The organism is Microbacterium sp. AZCO, assembly GCF_039614715.1.
Classification (GTDB): Bacteria; Actinomycetota; Actinomycetes; order Actinomycetales; family Microbacteriaceae; genus Microbacterium.
The window spans coordinates 1,140,298-1,157,729 of the sequence record NZ_CP154857.1 but is presented as its reverse complement, the minus strand read 5'-3'; the positions used below and the strand labels follow the sequence as shown (position 1 = coordinate 1,157,729).

The following is a 17,432-nucleotide window of genomic DNA, read 5'->3' as shown; positions in this document are numbered from 1 at the left end:
ATGCCACGCTCGTCCTCGCCGTACGACGATCCGTTCGCGGATCTCTTCGGCAAGCTCCCCGATCCGCGGGTCCGCGGCGGGGAGATCCCCGGTCCGCGCCGCACACCTGCCCCCGAGCCCGGCCCCGGAGACACGTACGACTACGCTGCCCGGCCCGCAACTCCGCGGCTCACGCCCTTCTCCGTCGAGGAGCCGATCGGCGGCGCGATCCCCGCATCCGTCGCGATGACCGCCCACGACCAAGCCGCGCCCGCCGGCTCGCACGGGGGAGTCGCGTCCACCGACCCGGTTCCGGTTCCGGCGTCCGCCGATCCCGCCCCCGCACAGGCGTCCAGCGAAGCGGCCCGGGTCGAGGCATCCATCGACTCAGCGGCCGTGCAGGGATCCACCGGCTCCGGGCCTGCAACGACGGGTGCAGCGGCGACGGGTGCGCCCCTGTCCCGCCGCGCGGCGCGCGAGGCTCGCGCCGCGCAGGCGGCGACCGGCCCGACGGACGTCGGCGCCGCGCAGGCGGCGACCGGCCCGACGGACGTCGGCGCATCGAACGGTGTCGCCCCGACGGCGGCACTGGCCATCGCCGACGTCGACGCTGCGGCGCCGGCATCCCAGACGCCCGCCGCTGCGACCTCGGTGCCGCCGGCTGCTCAGGGAGCCGAGGACTCGGGGGTGGATGCATCGCCTCCCGCGACCGCGGTCTTCCCGGTCGCCTCGTTCGAGGATCTCCTCACCCCGCAGGCGACCGCGCAGGCCTCATCCGCGAAGGGCGAGAGCGCCCCCGCGGCAGGCGCGTCGCGGGAGGCCGCCCCCTCGGCGAGCCTGGAGGATCTGTTCATGGGCACAGCGTCGTCCGATCAGATCGGCCGGGTTCCTCCTCCGCCGAACAAGCGTCGCCGCCGCGTGGGCGGCTGGATCGCGCTCGGCATCGTGCTGCTGATCCTCGGGGGCATCGCCGCCGGCGGCCTGTACGTGTGGAACACGTACGAGGACAAGATCCGCGAGTTCATGGGCTGGGAGGAGCCGAAGGACTACGAGGCCGGTCAGGCGACCGGCGAGGCGCTGGTCACGATCTCGTCCGGCGACACGGGCAGTACGATCTCGACGGCGCTCTACGACGCGGGGGTCACGAAGACCTCGGACGCGTTCTACGACATGCTCGTCAAGACCGGTCAGAACCCGACCTTCTACCCCGGCGTCTACAAGCTGCAGAAGAAGATGACGTCGGATGCCGCGCTCACGGCGCTGCAGGACCCGGCGAACAAGATGGAGAACTCGGCGCTCCTTCAGGAGGGCCTGACGATCGACCAGATGCTGCCGATCATCGCGGAGGGGACCGGCATCCCCCTGCCGGATCTGCAGGCCGCGGTGCAGGACCCGTCCGCGTACGGCGTCCAGGCCGACAGCCTCGAGGGCTGGCTCTTCCCGGCGATGTACACGTTCGACCCCGGCACGACCGCGCAGCAGGCCATCCAGCAGATGGTGGACCGCACGGTGCAGTCGCTGGACGCCGCGGGCGTCCCCGTCGAAGATCGCCAGCGCGTCCTCACGATCGCCTCGATCATCCAGCGCGAAGCGCGCTTCGAAGACGACTTCTACAAGGTCTCCCGCGTCATCGAGAACCGCCTTGACCCGAACAACGACCAGACCTTCGGCCTGCTCCAGATGGACTCGACGGCGCAGTACGGCTATGGCGAGATGCACGACGGCACCGTTTCGTCCTCTCAGGCCGCTCTCGACGACGACAACCCGTGGAACACGTACAAGCACCCGGGTCTGCCGAAGGGACCGATCGCGAGCCCCGGCGACAAGGCCATCGACGCCGCGATGCACCCGGCCGACGGCCCGTGGCTGTACTTCGTCACGGTCAACCCCGACACGGGCGAGACGGTCTTCACGACGAACGTCCAGGACCACGAGAAGGCTGTCAAGCAGTGGCAGGAGTGGTGCGCCGCCAACCCGGGCAAATGCTGACGGAGACGGCGACGCGCCTCGAGGTCTGGGGCGACCCCATCGCGCACAGTCGTTCTCCGCAGCTGCACGCGGCCGCCTATCGCGTGCTCGGGCGCGACTGGACGTACGACCGCCGTCAGGTGAGCGAAGCCGCGTTCGCTCGCGAGCTCGCGTCGCTCGACGACCGCTGGCGCGGGTTGTCGCTCACCATGCCGCTCAAGTCGGTCGCATTCGACGCCGCGCGCGTGCGCGATCGCCGCGCGGAGCTGACCGGCGCCGTCAACACGCTGCTGCTCGACACCGACGGCCCGCGGGGATTCAACACCGACATCGGCGGCATCGTCCGCTCGCTCCGCGAAGAGGGCATCGAGGGCGTCGACCGTGCGCGCATCGTGGGCGCCGGCGCGACCGCGACGTCGGCGCTCGTCGCCCTCGAGGAGCTCGGCGCGCGACAGGTCGACGTCGTGGCGCGCCGCCCCGAGGCTGTCGGCCCGTTGGCGGCGCTGGGAGAGCGGCTGGGCGTGGACGTGCGGGCGACGCCGTTCGCGGCATCCCTCTACTCGTCCGTGCCCGTCACGATCGCGACCCTCCCCGGGGACGCGCCCGTGACGGATGCCGCGGCCGATGCCCTCGCGACCGACGGCGGACTGCTGCTCGACGTCGTCTACGGCCACTGGCCGACGCACCTGTCGTCCGCGTGGAAGCGGGCCGGGCATCCGGCCGTCTCGGGGCTCGGGATGCTGCTGCATCAGGCCCTGCTGCAGGTGCGCGTCTTCACGACCGGCGAGGTCGAGGTTCCGCTGGATGACGAGGAGGAGGCCCTCGCCGCGATGCGCTCGGCGATCATGGGAGACTAGAGCAATGCTCCGCGTGCTCACGGCCGGCGAATCGCACGGTCCCGAACTCGTCGCCATCATGGAGGGTCTGCCGTCCGGCGTCCCGGTCTCGCGCGCCGCCATCCAGGCCGACCTCGCGCGACGCAAGCTCGGCTACGGCCGCGGCTCGCGCATGAAGTTCGAGGAGGACGAGCTGTCGATCTCGGGCGGCGTGCGCCACGGCCTCTCGATCGGCAGCCCCATCGCCCTGCGCGTCGGCAACACCGAGTGGCCGAAGTGGATCGAGGTCATGAGCCCCGACCCCGTCGAGCTCACCGACAAGTCGCGCGGACGCGGGGCGGCGCTCACGCGGCCGCGTCCCGGCCACGCGGACCTCGTCGGCATGCAGAAGTACGACTTCGACGAGGCGCGGCCCATCCTCGAGCGCGCGAGCGCGCGCGAGACGGCGGCGCGCGTCGCCCTCGGCGCCGTCGCGCGCGGGTTCCTGGCCGAGCTCGGCATCCGCCTCGTGAGCCACACCCTCTCGATCGGCCCCGTCCGCGTGCCGGAGGGCTCTGCCCTGCCGACGCCCGACGACGTCGACGTCCTCGACGCCGATCCGCTGCGCTGCTTCGACCCCGCGACGAGCGAGCGCATGGTCGCCGAGGTCGACGACGCCCGCAAGGACGGCGACACGCTCGGCGGCATCGTCGAGGTGCTCGCATACGGGCTGCCCCCGGGGCTCGGCTCCCACGTGCAGTGGGACCGCCGCCTCGACGGCAAGCTCGCCCAGGCGCTCATGGGCATCCAGGCGATCAAGGGCGTCGAGGTCGGCGACGGCTTCCTCACCACGACCCGCCGCGGCTCTCAGGCCCACGACGAGCTCTTCGCGACCGGCGACGGCATCACGCGCGGCTCGGATCGCGCGGGCGGCACCGAGGGCGGCATGTCGACCGGCACCGTCCTGCGCGTCCGCGCGGGGATGAAGCCGATCGCGACAGTGCCGCACGCCCTGCGGACGGTGGATGTCGCGACCGGCGACACCGCCGCCGCGCACCACCAGCGCTCCGACGTGTGCGCTGTGCCCGCGGCCGGCGTCGTCGCGGAGGCGATGGTCGCCATCGTCCTGGCCGACGCCGTCCTCGAGAAGTTCGGCGGCGACAGCGTGCGCGAGACGCGGCGCAACCTGGAGGGCTACCTCGCCGCCATCCCCGAGACCCTGCGCACGGCGCCGGCGTCCGAGGCGGCGCTGCTCGAGCACGAGCTCTCGTCCTGATGGCGGAGGGCACCACCCCGGCGATCGTGCTCGTCGGCCCCATGGGCGCGGGCAAGACCAGCATCGGCAAGCGCGTCGCGCGCGAGCTCGGACTCGCCTTCACCGACACCGACAGCCTCGTCGTGCGCGAGCACGGACCCATCGCCAACCTCTTCGCGTCGCAGGGCGAAGCACGCTTCCGGGAGATCGAGCGCGACGCGGTCAGCGCGGCACTGAGCCGCGGCGGCGTCGTCGCGCTCGGCGGCGGAGCCGTGCTGAACGCCGACACGCGACACGACCTCGCCGCGCACCGCGTCGTGCTGCTCACTGTCGCTGCGCACATCGTGCGCTCGCGCATCCACGGCGAGGCGCGGCCGCTGCTCGCCGCAGACGACGATCCCGTCGCGCGGTGGGAGGCCATCATGGAGCAGCGCAAGGGCCTCTACGAAGAGGTCGCCGACGTGACGTTCGACACGTCGTCGGGCCCGCTCGCGCTCGTCGTCGCAGACATCGTCGCGTGGGTGCGCGGCGGAGAGACGTCGGCCCGCGAGGCGCTGACCGAGGGGACCGAGACGAAGTGACCGACGACCTCACGACCATCACCGTGGCCGGAGACCAGCCTTACGACGTCATCGTCGGGCGCGGCATCCTGGACCGCGTCGCCGAGGCGATCCCCGCCGCGGCTCGCAAGGTTCTCGTCGTGCACCCGCCGACGCTCGCCGCCCAGGCCGCGAGCCTGCGGGAACGGCTGCTCGCCGACGGCACGCGCGACGTGCTGATCGCCGAGATCCCGGATGCCGAGCAGGGCAAGCGCGTCGAGGTGGCGGCGTTCTGCTGGCAGATCCTCGGGCAGGCCGACTTCACCCGCACCGATGCGATCGTCGGATTCGGCGGGGGAGCCGTCACCGATCTCGCGGGCTTCGTCGCAGCGACGTGGCTGCGCGGCGTCACCGTCGTTCAGGTGCCGACGACGGTCCTCGGCATGGTCGACGCCGCCGTCGGCGGCAAGACCGGCATCAACACCGCCGAGGGCAAGAACCTCGTGGGGGCCTTCTGGCCGCCGAAGGCCGTCGTCTGCGATCTCGAGCTGCTCGACGGGCTCTCCGCGAACGAGCGCACCGCGGGCTTCGCCGAGGTCGTCAAGGCCGGCTTCATCTGGGCGCCCGAGATCCTCGACCTCATCGAGGCCGATCCCGTCGCGGCCGTCGATCCGACGACGCCGGCCTTCCGCCGCTCGATCGAGCTCGCGATCGAGATGAAGGCGCGCGTCGTGGGGGAGGACCTCCGCGAGGCGGGCCTCCGCGAGATCCTCAACTACGGCCACACCCTCGGACACGCGATCGAGCACGCCGAGCGCTACCGCTGGCGGCACGGCGCGGCGATCTCGGTCGGCATGGTCTTCGCCGCCGAGCTGTCGCGCCTCGCCGGACGGCTTCCGGACGCCTCGGCGCAGCGGCACCGCGACATCCTCGAGCTGCTCGGCCTGCCCACCTCGTACCGAGCGGGCGCGTGGCCGCAGCTGCTCGCGACGATGCAGCGCGACAAGAAGAGCCGCGGCGGGATGCTGCGCTTCATCGTGCTCGACGACATCGCCAAGCCCACCGTGCTGCAGGCGCCCGACGAGTCGCTGCTCTTCGCGGCGTACCAGGAGGTCGCGGGCTGACGCCGGCGTTCGGAAACGAGGAGATGGGCAAAACCGAGGATAGATCGGGCGCTCGGCCTCCTCGTTCCTGCGCATCTCCTCGTTCCTGCGCATCTCCTCGTCCTCGCGCGGCTCCTCGTCCTCGCGTAGCTCCTCGTCCTCGCGCACCCCTCGTTCTCGCGCAGCTCCTCTTCCCTGCGCGCGCGACGCCGCCCCGCGGCATCCACAATGCAGGGAGATGAGCGCTTCGTCGGACGCACGTCCGGCGTGTCGCCCCGACGCTGTGGCGATCTCCGACATCGCGGTGTTCGGCGCGGCGCGCCGCGACCGCGCGCATGGCGAGGCCCCGCCCCGCGGGGAGCGGGACGGGGCCTGGATGCCTTGCCTCAGACGGCGGGCGCGAGCTCGCCGGTGCGCTCGGAGGCGAGTCCGAGCTGAGCCGTCGGCACGTTCTTCGTCTCGCGGGCGGTCAGTGCGCTGATCGTCGCGATGATCGAGATGACGGCGGTGAAGGCGCTGATGACGACCCAGCCGCCCTGCTGCACGCCCCCCAGGGCCGCGACGATCGACGGTGCGAAGCCCGCCATGAGGAAGCCGAGCTGGGTTCCGATCGCCATGCCGGAGAAGCGCACGCGCGTCGAGAACATCTCGCCGTAGAACGAGGGCCAGACGGCGTTCGCCGCGGCGTAGCCGAACGAGAAGGTGACGACGGCGAGCAGGAACGTCACGAACGCGTTCCCGGCGCCCATCGACAGCATGTAGAACGGCATGAACACCGCCGACGACAGGGCGCCGTAGATGAAGACGGGCTTGCGGCCGATGCGGTCCGCGAGCGCTCCGAACAGCGGCTGGGTGCCGAGGGCGACGAAGTTCGCCACGACCACGAGCCACAGCGTCAGCGTCGCGTCGAGTCCGACCTCCACGCCGTACGCGATCGCCAGGTTGCCGAACACCGTCGAGACGGCGGCGATGAAGGCGCAGCAGATGACCCGGAGCACGTCGCGCCAGTGGTCGCGGAGGAGCGGGATGAGCGGCATCCGTGCGATCCGTCCCTCGGCCTTCGTCTGCTCGAACTCGGGAGTCTCGTGCAGCGTGCGGCGGATCAGGTACGCGACGACCACGACGACGGCGCTCAGCCAGAACGGGATGCGCCATCCCCACGTGAACTTGATCTCGTCGGGGAGCGCGACGACGGGGATGAAGATGAGCGCCGCGAGGATCTGCCCGCCCTGCGTGCCGGTGAGCGTCCACGACGTGAAGAAGGACCGCCGATCGTCGGGCGCATGCTCGAGGGTCAGGGATGAGGCGCCGGCCTGCTCGCCCGATGCCGACAGCCCCTGAAGCAGGCGGCAGAGCACCAGCAGCGCGGGAGCCCACCAGCCGATCTGCTCGTAGCCGGGGAGGCATCCGATCGCGAAGGTCGAGAAGCCCATGAGGAGCAGGGTGAACATGAGCACCTTCTGGCGGCCGATCCGGTCGCCGAAGTGGCCGAGGATGACGGCGCCGACGGGCCGCGCGATGTAGGCGAAGCCGAACGTCGCGAACGACATGACGAGCGCCGCCTGATCGTCGGACGGGAAGAACACGGTCGGGAAGATGAGGGCGGCGGCCGAGCCGTACAGGAAGAAGTCGTAGTACTCGACGGCGCTGCCCATGAAGCTCGCGATCGCGGCCTTCACGGGCGTCTTCCGCGTCGTTGCGGTGGTGGTCATCGGGATTCCTTCTCTTTCGAGTGTCAGGCGAGCACCTCGTGCGGCGCAACGAGGCTGTGGAAGTGGCGGATCATGCGGTCGGGGTCGGGGGTCAGACCCGTGATGAGGCGGAAGGCGTCGACGGCCTGGTGGACCGCCATCCGTCCGCCGTCGAGGGTGGCGCAGCCCGCCTCGCGGGCGGCCTGGAGGAGCGCCGTGTCGAGGGGGCGGTAGACGATGTCGGCGACCCACAGGTCGGGCCGAAGCAGGGCGGGGGAGAACGGCGTGCCGGGGTGCTCCTTCATGCCGGTCGGGGTGCAGTGCACGAGACCGGATGCCGAGGCGAGCAGTCGTGGCAGCGCGTCGGGCGTCGCCGCATCGACGACGGCCGCGTGCCGGCCGGCGAGCTCCGTCGCGAGCTCGTCGGCGCGCTGGGCGTCGAGGTCGACGACGGTGAGGCGGCGAGTCCCGACGCGAAGGAGGGCGTCCGCGACCGCCGATCCCGCACCGCCGGCGCCGAGCAGCGTCACCTCGTCGACGGGCGCGCCCGGCAGTCCCGTGCGGAACGCCGTCTCGAAGCCCGTCGTGTCGGTGTTGTGGCCGACGAGGCCCTCGTCGGTGAAGAGCACCGTGTTGACGGAGCCCAGCGCCGCGGCGAGGGGGTCGATGCGGTCGAGGTACTCGACCACCAGTCGCTTGCACGGGTGGGTCACGTTGAGCGCGTCGAATCCGAGACGCTGGGCCCAGGCGAGGATGTCGGGCAGCTCGTCGGGGGCGAGGCCCAGTGTCGTGAGGTCGATCGTGCGGTAGACGTAGTCGACGTCGAGCGCGCGGGCCTCGGCCATGTGCAGCGCGGGCGTCAGGGAGGGCGTCACGCCCGTTCCGACGAGCCCGACGAGATAGGGCGGGTTCTGTCCCATGGCACTCCTTCGTCCATCCGGCACCTCAATGTACTAACCGGTACGTTCAGAGAAAACCACGGCCGAAGCATCCCTGTCAAGAGGGGAGGGATGCCGGGAGGTGCGCGCGCTACCGCTGGGGAGCGGTCAGCCAGCCGACGACGACGTCGCCGATGAGTCCCCGCAGATGGCGGCGACGCTCAGGATCGGTGAAAGACACGTCGAACAGGTAGCCGAACGTGTACTGGTTCGCGATCTGGAAGACGCAGTAGGCGCTGATGACGAGATGGACGTCGATCGCGTCGACATCGGCGCGGAAGACGCCGGCCGCCCGGCCGCGCTCGAGGATCTCGTCGAGGAGCGTCTTGGCGGGCTGAGCGAGGGTGCGCAGGGAGTCGATGCGGCGGATGAACTCGCCGCGGTGGATGTTCTCGATCGCGACGAGCCTGATGAAGGCGTCGTGCGTGACGTGGTGATCGAACGTGAGCTCGGCGAGCTGGCGGATCGCGGCGACGGGGTCGGTGTGGTCCACGTCGATCGCGCGCTCCGCCTCGCGGATGCCCTGGTACGCGTTCTCGAGCACGGCGAGATAGAGCTGCTCCTTGCCGCCGAAGTAGTAGTAGATCATCCGCTTCGTCGTGCGGGTGCGCTCGGCGATGTCGTCCACACGGGCGCCCGAGTAGCCCTCCTCGGCGAACACCTCGGTCGCCACCGCGAGAAGCTCGGCTCGTGTTCGCTCGGCGTCTCGCGTCACAGGGGGCACGGTTGTCAGGATAGCCGCGGCCCCGGGCGGCGCCCGGAGGAAGGGGAGTGCGTCACAATGTACTAACTGGTACATTGTCGCGGTATGAAGACGTCGATCGCGACAGTGTGCCTGAGCGGATCCCTCGCCGAGAAGCTGCACGCCGCCGCGGGGGCGGGCTTCGACGGGGTCGAGATCTTCGAGCCCGATCTCATCGCCGCCCCCGAGAGCCCGGAGGAGATCCGGGCGCTCGCCGAGCGCCTCGGCCTCACGCTGGACCTGTACCAGCCGATGCGCGACGTCGAGGGCGTGGACGAGTCGGCCTTCCGCGACGTCCTGCGCCGGGCGGAGGCGAAGTTCTCGATCATGCGCCGCCTCGGCATCGACGTCGTGCTCTGCTGCAGCAACGTCGGCACCGCGACGATCGACGACGACGGGGTGTCGGCGTCGCAGCTGCGCCGGCTCGGCGAGCTCGCGCAGGGGTACGGCATCCGCATCGCCTTCGAAGCCCTCGCCTGGGGACGCTTCGTCGACGACTACCGCCGCGCCTGGCGCATCGTGCAGCTCGCCGACCATCCCGCCGTCGGCGTGTGCCTGGACTCCTTCCACATCCTCTCGCGCGGCCACGACCCAGCCGCGATCGAGCAGATCCCCGGGGACAAGATCTTCTTCCTGCAGCTCGCCGACGCGCCCGCGCTCTCGATGGACGTCCTGTCGTGGAGCCGGCACCATCGGCTCTTCCCCGGCGAGGGGAGCTTCGACCTCACCGCCTTCCTCGCGCACGTCGTGCGGGCGGGCTACGCGGGACCCGTGTCACTCGAGGTCTTCAACGACACCTTCCGCCAGACGGCCGTCGCCCAGACCGCGGTGCACGCCCGGAGATCGCTCCGGTGGCTCGAGGATGCCGTCGCGCGGTCGCTCGGGGCGGAGGCTCCCGTCGGCTACGCGGAGCTGCCCTCGACGGGATCCCCGCGCTCCGTGGACTTCGTCGAGATCAAGGCCGAGGACACCTCGAGCATCGAGGAGCTCCTCGCGACAGTCGGGTTCACGCCGCGCGGCAAGCATCGGACCAAGCCCGTGACCCTGTGGACGGCGGGAGAGGCCCGCGTCGTCCTGAACGAACAGCACGCGCGAGGTCTCTCGCCGCACCTCGCCGCGATCGGCTTCGCGGTGTCGGACGCGGTCGCGCTCACGGCGCGTGCGGGTGAGCTCGGCACGCCGTTCGCCTACCGCCGCACGTACGCGGGGGAGCAGGACCTCGCCGGCGCGGTCGCCCCCGACGGGACGGAGATCTTCTGGTCATCCGCCGACGGCGGCGCAGAACCCGCGTGGGCGGGGGAGTTCGAGCATGGGGCATCCCTGCGCGAGAGCCCGATCGTCGCCGTCGACCACGTGAGCCTGGGCCAGCCCTGGCAGGTGATCGACGAGGCGATCCTCTTCTTCTCGTCGGTGCTGGAGCTGCCGACCGCGAGCTCGACCGAGGTCGCGAGTCCTCTCGGGCTCGTGCAGAGCCGCGTCATCCAGTCGCCCGACGGGTCGATCCGCATCCCGCTCAACGTCTCGCCGCCGATCCTGGCGGGGCGGCCGGCGGCGCTGCCGCAGCACGTCGCGTTCGCGTGCGACGACATCGTCGCGCTCGCGCGCGCCGCCCGCTCGAGAGGCCTCGAGCCGCTCCGCATCCCGCAGAACTACTACGACGACCTCGCGGCGCGCTTCGATCTCGATCCGGAGCTGCTCGGGACGCTGCGCGAGCTCGACCTCGTCTACGACCGGGATGCCGACGGCGAGTACCTCCACTTCTACACGGCGACCGTGGGCGACCTGTTCTTCGAGTTCGTCGAGCGCAGCGGATGCTACGACGGCTTCGGCGCCGGCAACGCGCCCGTGCGGCTGTCGGCGCAGCGCGCCGGCTCGCGAGCCGCTGATATCGTGCGAGCATGACCGCCCCACGCCGTCTCCTGCTCGTCAACGGACCCAACCTCAACCTCCTGGGCGTCCGTGAGCCCGAGGTCTACGGCACCGAGACCCTCGCCGATGTCGAGCGCATCGCGGGGGATGCCGCGGCCGCGCGCGGCTTCGAGGTGCGGGCCGTCCAGAGCAACCACGAGGGCGTCCTCCTCGACGCGATCCACGAGGCGCGGACGGACTGCGCGGGCATCGTGATCAACCCCGGCGGTCTGACGCACACGTCGGTCGTCCTCCGGGATGCGCTGTCCGGCGTCTCGCTGCCCGTGGCCGAGGTGCACATCTCCGACGTCATGAAGCGCGAGGAGTTCCGCCACCACTCGTATGTCGCAGACGTCGCCGTCGTGCACGTGATCGGCGAGGGAGTCAGGGGCTACGCCACCGCCGTGACCCGCCTCATCGCCGTCATCACGGGCCAGACCGACAACTGACCTCTCGGCGGCCCGTCGCGCCCCACGCGGCGCGGGACGCGGCATCCCGTAGAATCGAATGTCGGCCTTCTGCGCTTTCGCGACCGACCCCCTGACACGAAACGGATCTCCTACAGCCATGGCATCGACCGCAGACATCAAGAACGGCGTCGTCCTCTCGATCGACGGACAGCTCTGGAGCGTCATCGAGTTCCAGCACGTCAAGCCGGGCAAGGGCGGTGCGTTCGTCCGCACGAAGCTCAAGAACGTCGTCTCGGGCAAGGTCGTCGACCGCACGTACAACGCCGGCGCGAAGATCGAGATCGAGAACGTCGACCGCCGCGACTTCACGTACCTGTACAACGACGGCGACAGCTTCGTCTTCATGGATGTCGCGGACTACGACCAGCTCACGGTCCCCGCGTCGGTCGTCGGCGACGCCTCGAACTTCATGCTCGAGAACCAGCAGGTGCAGATCGCCCTCAACAACGGCAACCCCCTCTACATCGAGCTTCCGGCGTCCGTCGTCCTGGAGATCACGTACACCGAGCCGGGCCTGCAGGGCGACCGCTCGTCGGCCGGCACCAAGCCCGCGACCGTCGAGACCGGGTACGAGATCCAGGTGCCGCTGTTCCTCGAGACCGGCACCAAGGTCAAGGTCGACACGCGCACGGGCGACTACCTCGGCCGCGTGAACTGAGCCGTTGAGCGCCCGTACGAAGGCGCGCAAGCGCGCGCTCGACATCCTGTTCCAGGCCGACGTCCGCGGCGACGACGTGTCCACGATCCTCGCAGCCGAGGCCAAGCGGGCAGCCAGCGAGCCCGCACGCGAGGCGTCGTGGCTGTACGCCCGCGAGATCGTGGACGGCGTGATCGACAACCGGGACGCCATCGACGAGCAGATCACGACGTTCGCCAAGGACTGGTCGCTCGCGCGGATGCCGGCCGTCGACCGCGCCCTCCTGCGGATCGGCGTCTGGGAGCTCCTCTACAACGACGAGGTGCCCGCGGCCGTCGCGATCGACGAGGCCGTCGAGCTCGCGAAGGAGTTCTCGACCGACGACTCCGGGTCGTTCGTGCACGGAGTGCTCGCACGCATCTCGCGCGCCGCCTGACGGCTTCGATCCCGTGTCGGCGGGCGGCGGGATGATGGATGCCGTGAGCCCCCCGCACATCGCTCTGTCGCACATCCGCGGCCGGGCGGGCGCGCAGACGTACGAGCGGGGAGCGGGCTGCTTCGAGTCCGGCGCCGTGCGCGGCCTCACGTGGGACCCGTCGACGTCCGTCCTCGAGTCCGACGTCATCGGCACGGCGGGGCGCGTCTATCGGTCGCGCGTGCGGCTCGACCCGCACCGGCCCGACCGGCCCATCGCGGCGATGGCGTGCTCGTGTCCCGTGCAGTTCGACTGCAAGCACGCCGTCGCGACGATCCTCGCGGGCAACAGCCTCGCCGAGCATTCGGGTCCGGCGGCGCCCGCCGTCTGGCGCACGCTACTCGGCTCATCGGGAGCCTCCGCACCGCGCACCGCGACGGCTCTCGCGCTCGGGGTGGAGCTGCGGCAGCGGGTGCGCCGGGGCGCGTCCACGTGGGCGCCCGCGCGCGTCGAGACCGCGACGCCGCGGGGCCTCCACCAGTTCGGGTCCGACGTGCTCGTCGGGCTCCGACCACTGGAGCGCAGCGAGCGCAGCGATGCGTGGATCAAGGGAGAGGTCTCGTGGGACGCCGTGCGGCGCCCGACGACCCGCTACGACCTCGGGCAGGCGAGGTGGTTCGCCGAGCTGCACAGCATCGGGCGCGAGCTGCGCACCCTCGGCACCTTCACCGACGGCGGTGAGTGGCTGACACTCGACGAGATCGAGTCAAGTCTGTTCTGGCCGCATCTCGAGCTCGCGGCCGAGCGCGGCATCCCGATCCTCCCCACGCGTCGAACCCAGACGGCCTCCCTCGCGCACGCCGACGTCGGGCTGCACGTGGCGCGGAAGGACGGCGGACTCGTCGTCACGGCGCGGGCGACCATCGACGGCGAGCCGGTGGATGCCGCCTCCCTCCGACCCATCGGCCGCATCGGCGTCTATCGGTTCGAGGTGGTCCGCTCCGGCCTCGCGCTGACCGTCGCCCCCGTCGCGCTGTCGGAGCCGCTGCACGCGCTCCTCGCCGGCGGCGTCCCGGCGGTGGTGCCCGCCGACGACTCCGCCGAGTTCCTCGCCGACCATCTTCCTAGGCTCGTGCGGCTCGGACCGGTCGAGACGGCCGGCGTCGCACTGCCCGCCGCCGCGCGGCCGACTCTCGTGCTCTCGGTGGCCTTCGCGCCGTCGCACCGGCTCGACTTCGCCCTCGCATGGCGGTACGGCCGGGAGGCCGCCGTGCCGTTCACCGCGCCGCTGACCGCGGAACGCGACGACCCGGCCGAGGCCGCCATCAGCCGGCGCCTGCGGGAGGTGTGGGACGCGGCATCCACAGTCCCGTTCGAACCCTCGGGGGCGCTGTCGGGTCTGGAGGCTGCCGAATTCTCGGCGCACGTGCTTCCCGCGCTCGAGGGGCTCGAGGGGGTCGTCGTCGAGGTCTCCGGCGAGCGCCCGCGCTACCGCGAGCTCACCGGCGATCCGCGGATCGTGATCACGACGGTCGAGTCGACGGATCCCGACTGGTTCGACCTCGGTGTCGTCGTGACGATCGACGGGCGGAGCGTCCCGTTCGCGCCGCTGTTCACGGCGCTGTCGCGCGGGCGCAAGAAGATCCTGCTCAGCGACGGCGCGTACTTCTCCCTGTCCCATCCGGCGCTGCAGCGCCTGCGCGACCTCATCGAGGAAGCTGGCGAGCTCGAGGAGTGGGAGACCGGCCCGCGCCTCAACCGGCGTCAGACCGACCTGTGGGCCGACTTCGAGGACCTCGCCGACGAGGCCGCGCCGGCGGTGTCGTGGCGAGCGACCGCCGAGGGTCTGCGCAGCGCGGAGGGCGTGCCCACTGCGCCACTGCCGTCGGGGCTCCGCGCCGAGCTGCGGCCCTATCAACGCGCCGGATACGACTGGCTCGCGTTCCTGTGGGAGCACCGGCTCGGCGGCATCCTGGCCGACGACATGGGCCTCGGCAAGACCCTGCAGACGCTCGCGCTCATCGCCCGCACACGCGACGCGGGGGAGACGCGGCCGTTCCTCGTCGTGGCGCCCACCTCGGTGCTGTCGACGTGGCAGGCCGAGGCGGAGCGCTTCACGCCCGGCCTCCGTGTCGCGGTCGTCGGCGCCCGGGGCGGCACGCGCCGGGATGCGGTTCGGGATGCCGCGCCCCGCGCCGACGTCGTCGTGACGTCGTATACGCTCCTGCGCCTCGAGCAGCGCGAGTTCGCACGCATCGACTGGGCCGGGGTCGTGCTCGACGAGGCGCAGTTCGTCAAGAATGCGCAGACGAAGGCGCACCGCGCCGTGCTCGCCCTCACGGCCGACGTCGTCTTCGCAATCACGGGCACACCCCTCGAGAACAGCCTCACCGAGCTCTGGGCGCTCCTGTCGCTCACCGCCCCCGGGCTCTTCGCGTCGGCGCGGCGGTTCCGGGAGGAGTACGTCAAGCCCATCGAGAAGGGCAAGGTGCCCGACGATCAGGAGGGCGGCGACGGGCGTCGGCTTCGGCTCGAGCGGCTGCGGCGCCGCATCCGTCCGCTCGTGCTGCGCCGGACGAAGGAGCAGGTGGCGGCCGATCTCCCCGCCAAGCAGGAGCAGGAGGTGCGCGTCGAGCTGAGCCCCGCGCACCGCGCGCTCTACGACACCGTGCTGCAGCGGGAGCGCCAGAAGGTGCTCGGCCTCCTCGACGACCTCGACCGCAACCGCTTCATCGTCTTCCGGTCGCTCACACTCCTTCGCATGCTGAGCCTCGCGCCCGAGCTCGTCGACCCCACGCACGCCGACATCGCGCCCAGCAAGCTGACCGCGCTCTTCGAACAGCTCGACGAGGCGCTGGAGGAGGGGCACCGCGCGCTCGTGTTCAGCCAGTTCACGTCGTTCCTCGGGCTCGTCGCGAAGCAGCTCGAGGCGCGGGGCGTGCCGTACGCCTACCTCGACGGCTCGACGCGCGACCGCGATGCGGCCGTCGGAGCCTTCCGCGACGGCGACGCGCCCGTCTTCCTCATCAGCCTCAAGGCGGGCGGCTTCGGACTGACGCTCACCGAAGCCGACTACGTCTTCCTGCTCGACCCGTGGTGGAATCCCGCGGCCGAGGCGCAGGCCGTGGATCGCGCCCACCGCATCGGACAGACCCGCAGCGTCATGGTCTACCGACTCATCGCGAACGGCACGATCGAGGAGAAGGTCATGGCGCTGCAGCAGCGCAAGGCGCGCCTCTTCCGCGCGGTCATGGACGACGACGCGCTGTTCGGCCAGGCGCTCTCGGCCGACGACATCCGCGGCCTGTTCGACCTCTGATCCGAGCCCACGCGGCCTCGACACCCGTGGCGGTCGGAGCGTCGCGATTAGACTCGACAGGTTCGATCTGGAGGACTCCCCATGCGCATCACGGGCCTCGGCCACGCCGGAATGTTCATCGAGACCAGGGGCGGCAGCATCCTGTGCGACCCGGTGATCGGTCCGACCTTCTTCGGTTCGTGGTTCCCGTTCCCCGACAACCGGGGGCTGGACTGGGAGCGGTTCGGCAACGCGGACTTCCTCTACGTCTCGCACCGCCACCGCGACCACTTCGACCCCGCGCTCATGGAACGGGTCGTCCCGAAGACCATCAGGGTGCTGCTCCCGGAGTACCCGACCGACGACCTCGAGCAGGATCTCCGCCGGCTCGGCTACGACAACATCGTCTACACGCAGGCCGGCGTGCCGCTCGAGTTCGGCGACCTGAAGATCATGGTCACGCCGCTGCGCGCCCCCAGCGACGGGCCGATCGGCGACTCGTCGCTGTCGGTGGACGACGGCACCGCCAGCATCCTGAACCAGAACGACTCGCACCCCCTCGACCTCGAGAAGCTGATGTCGTTCTCGAAGCCCGAGGCGTACTTCACGCAGGTGTCCGGCGCGATCTGGTGGCCGATGGTCTACGACCTGCCGCAGGACGCCAAGCAGAACTTCGCCAAGCTCAAGCGCGACGCGCAGAACAAGCGGGCGATGTACTACATCGAGAAGGTGGATGCCGAGCACGTCTTCCCGATGGCCGGCCCGCCGATGTTCCTGCGCGAGGAGCTGTTCCGCTACAACGGGCAGGGCCTGGACGGGGATGCGATCTTCACCGATCAGCGCGAGTTCCTCGCGCACATGCGCGAGCTCCGTCCGCAGCAGAAGGGGTACGAGTTCGTCCCCGGGACGGTCGTCGAGATCGAGAACGGCGAGCTGTCGGTGACGCAGACCCTGTACACGGATGCCGAGATCGACCGGATCTTCGACGACAAGTGGGCCTATCTGGCCGAGCAGCGAGACTCGCGGCAGGACGAGATCCGGGCGGAGGAGGCATCCCGTGCCCCCGTCCTTCCGCCGGAGGAGATGCTCGCGGCGATCAAGGAGTGGTGGGAGCCGCTGCTGCGCCGCGCCCGCACAATCCGCAACGGCGTCGGCGGCAACGTGCGGTTCCGCATCGGCGAGCTGGACATGGTCGTCGACTTCCCCAAGGCGAAGGTGCGCGAGTACGCGGGGGAGGAGTGCATCTACTGGTACACGATCCCCGCCGACCTCGTCTCGACCAACATCCGCGACGGCGAGATCGACTGGTCGAACTCGATCTTCCTGTCGATGCAGTTCGAGGTCGGCCGCAGCGGCAAGTTCAACGAGTTCCTCACCACGTTCCTCAAGTGCCTCTCCCGCGACCGGATCGAGTACGTCGAGAACTGGTACGCCGAGCAGACCGACCAGACCGAGGACGCCCAGCTCGGCGACTGGATGGTGCAGCGCCGCTGCCCGCACCTGCGCGCCGACCTGACCAAGACGGGCAAGATCGAGGACGGCGTCCTCACCTGCTCCCTCCACGACTGGAAGTGGGACCTCGCCTCCGGCAAGTGCCTGACGTCGCAGGGCCACCCCATCCGCGCCTCGCAGGTCGAGGCCGACGCCGAGCAGCCCGCCGCCTGACCCCTGCCT

General features: G+C 70.9%; 14 protein-coding genes. 11 read left to right on the top strand and 3 right to left on the bottom strand.

Annotated features, from left to right (window positions below; all coding sequences use genetic code 11):
• The 5 genes from mltG to aroB are packed head-to-tail and all read left to right on the top strand — an operon-like array spanning position 1 to position 5,680.
• The gene (mltG, locus tag AAIB33_RS05425; protein ID WP_345802540.1) at positions 1-1,968 is read left to right on the top strand and encodes an endolytic transglycosylase MltG; all 1,968 of its coding nucleotides are present in this window, start codon (positions 1-3) and stop codon (positions 1,966-1,968) included.
• Complete coding sequence (locus AAIB33_RS05420; RefSeq protein WP_345802539.1) at positions 1,962-2,804, top strand: shikimate dehydrogenase; 843 nt, start codon at positions 1,962-1,964, stop codon at positions 2,802-2,804. The genes mltG and AAIB33_RS05420 overlap by 7 nt, the downstream gene beginning before the upstream one ends.
• A 4-nt stretch (positions 2,805-2,808) precedes the next feature.
• Positions 2,809-4,038: a chorismate synthase gene (aroC, locus tag AAIB33_RS05415; RefSeq protein WP_345802538.1), complete on the top strand. Its 1,230-nt coding sequence runs from the start codon at positions 2,809-2,811 to the stop codon at positions 4,036-4,038.
• Positions 4,038-4,598, top strand: a complete 561-nt coding sequence (locus AAIB33_RS05410) for a shikimate kinase (RefSeq protein WP_345802537.1) — start codon at positions 4,038-4,040, stop codon at positions 4,596-4,598. The genes aroC and AAIB33_RS05410 overlap by 1 nt, the downstream gene beginning before the upstream one ends.
• Entirely contained in the window at positions 4,595-5,680 is a 1,086-nt protein-coding gene (aroB, locus tag AAIB33_RS05405) for a 3-dehydroquinate synthase (RefSeq protein WP_345802536.1), read from the top strand. Before AAIB33_RS05410 ends, aroB begins: the two co-directional genes overlap by 4 nt.
• Positions 5,681-6,045: 365 nt before the next feature.
• On the opposite strand, the gene AAIB33_RS05400 is transcribed toward aroB, so the two are convergent.
• The 3 genes from AAIB33_RS05400 to AAIB33_RS05390 form a co-directional block, all read right to left on the bottom strand.
• Positions 6,046-7,371, bottom strand: coding sequence for an MFS transporter (locus AAIB33_RS05400; RefSeq protein WP_345802535.1), 1,326 nt, complete (start codon positions 7,369-7,371; stop codon positions 6,046-6,048).
• A 23-nt stretch (positions 7,372-7,394) separates the two neighbouring features.
• Positions 7,395-8,270: a shikimate dehydrogenase gene (locus AAIB33_RS05395; protein WP_345802534.1), complete on the bottom strand. Its 876-nt coding sequence runs from the start codon at positions 8,268-8,270 to the stop codon at positions 7,395-7,397.
• Between the two features lie 109 nt (positions 8,271-8,379).
• Positions 8,380-9,012 carry a TetR/AcrR family transcriptional regulator gene (locus AAIB33_RS05390; protein ID WP_345802533.1) on the bottom strand — a complete coding sequence of 211 codons (633 nt, stop codon included), beginning with the start codon at positions 9,010-9,012 and terminating at the stop codon, positions 8,380-8,382.
• 84 nt (positions 9,013-9,096) lie between these two features.
• On the opposite strand from AAIB33_RS05390, the gene AAIB33_RS05385 reads away from it, so the two are divergent.
• The 6 genes from AAIB33_RS05385 (at position 9,097) to AAIB33_RS05360 (ending at position 17,423) form a co-directional block, all read left to right on the top strand.
• Positions 9,097-10,932 carry a TIM barrel protein gene (locus AAIB33_RS05385; RefSeq protein ID WP_345802532.1) on the top strand — a complete coding sequence of 612 codons (1,836 nt, stop codon included), beginning with the start codon at positions 9,097-9,099 and terminating at the stop codon, positions 10,930-10,932.
• Positions 10,929-11,387: a type II 3-dehydroquinate dehydratase gene (gene aroQ / locus AAIB33_RS05380; protein WP_345802531.1), complete on the top strand. Its 459-nt coding sequence runs from the start codon at positions 10,929-10,931 to the stop codon at positions 11,385-11,387. The genes AAIB33_RS05385 and aroQ overlap by 4 nt, the downstream gene beginning before the upstream one ends.
• A gap of 118 nt (positions 11,388-11,505) precedes the next feature.
• Complete coding sequence (efp, locus tag AAIB33_RS05375; protein WP_345802530.1) at positions 11,506-12,066, top strand: elongation factor P; 561 nt, start codon at positions 11,506-11,508, stop codon at positions 12,064-12,066.
• A 4-nt stretch (positions 12,067-12,070) separates the two neighbouring features.
• Positions 12,071-12,481, top strand: coding sequence for a transcription antitermination factor NusB (gene nusB / locus AAIB33_RS05370; protein WP_345802529.1), 411 nt, complete (start codon positions 12,071-12,073; stop codon positions 12,479-12,481).
• A 43-nt stretch (positions 12,482-12,524) separates the two neighbouring features.
• Complete coding sequence (locus tag AAIB33_RS05365; RefSeq protein ID WP_345802528.1) at positions 12,525-15,779, top strand: DEAD/DEAH box helicase; 3,255 nt, start codon at positions 12,525-12,527, stop codon at positions 15,777-15,779.
• Positions 15,780-15,860: 81 nt separating this feature from the next.
• Positions 15,861-17,423 carry a Rieske 2Fe-2S domain-containing protein gene (locus AAIB33_RS05360; RefSeq protein ID WP_345802527.1) on the top strand — a complete coding sequence of 521 codons (1,563 nt, stop codon included), beginning with the start codon at positions 15,861-15,863 and terminating at the stop codon, positions 17,421-17,423.
• Positions 17,424-17,432 lie beyond the last annotated feature (9 nt).

Coding starts and splice junctions, on each gene's coding strand:
- mltG (WP_345802540.1), top strand. CDS start 1: ATGCCACGCTCGTCCTCGCCGTACGACGATCCGTTCGCGGATCTCTTC.
- AAIB33_RS05420 (WP_345802539.1), top strand. CDS start 1,962: ATGCTGACGGAGACGGCGACGCGCCTCGAGGTCTGGGGCGACCCCATC.
- aroC (WP_345802538.1), top strand. CDS start 2,809: ATGCTCCGCGTGCTCACGGCCGGCGAATCGCACGGTCCCGAACTCGTC.
- AAIB33_RS05410 (WP_345802537.1), top strand. CDS start 4,038: ATGGCGGAGGGCACCACCCCGGCGATCGTGCTCGTCGGCCCCATGGGC.
- AAIB33_RS05400 (WP_345802535.1), bottom strand. CDS start 7,371: ATGACCACCACCGCAACGACGCGGAAGACGCCCGTGAAGGCCGCGATC.
- AAIB33_RS05395 (WP_345802534.1), bottom strand. CDS start 8,270: ATGGGACAGAACCCGCCCTATCTCGTCGGGCTCGTCGGAACGGGCGTG.
- AAIB33_RS05385 (WP_345802532.1), top strand. CDS start 9,097: ATGAAGACGTCGATCGCGACAGTGTGCCTGAGCGGATCCCTCGCCGAG.
- aroQ (WP_345802531.1), top strand. CDS start 10,929: ATGACCGCCCCACGCCGTCTCCTGCTCGTCAACGGACCCAACCTCAAC.
- efp (WP_345802530.1), top strand. CDS start 11,506: ATGGCATCGACCGCAGACATCAAGAACGGCGTCGTCCTCTCGATCGAC.
- AAIB33_RS05360 (WP_345802527.1), top strand. CDS start 15,861: ATGCGCATCACGGGCCTCGGCCACGCCGGAATGTTCATCGAGACCAGG.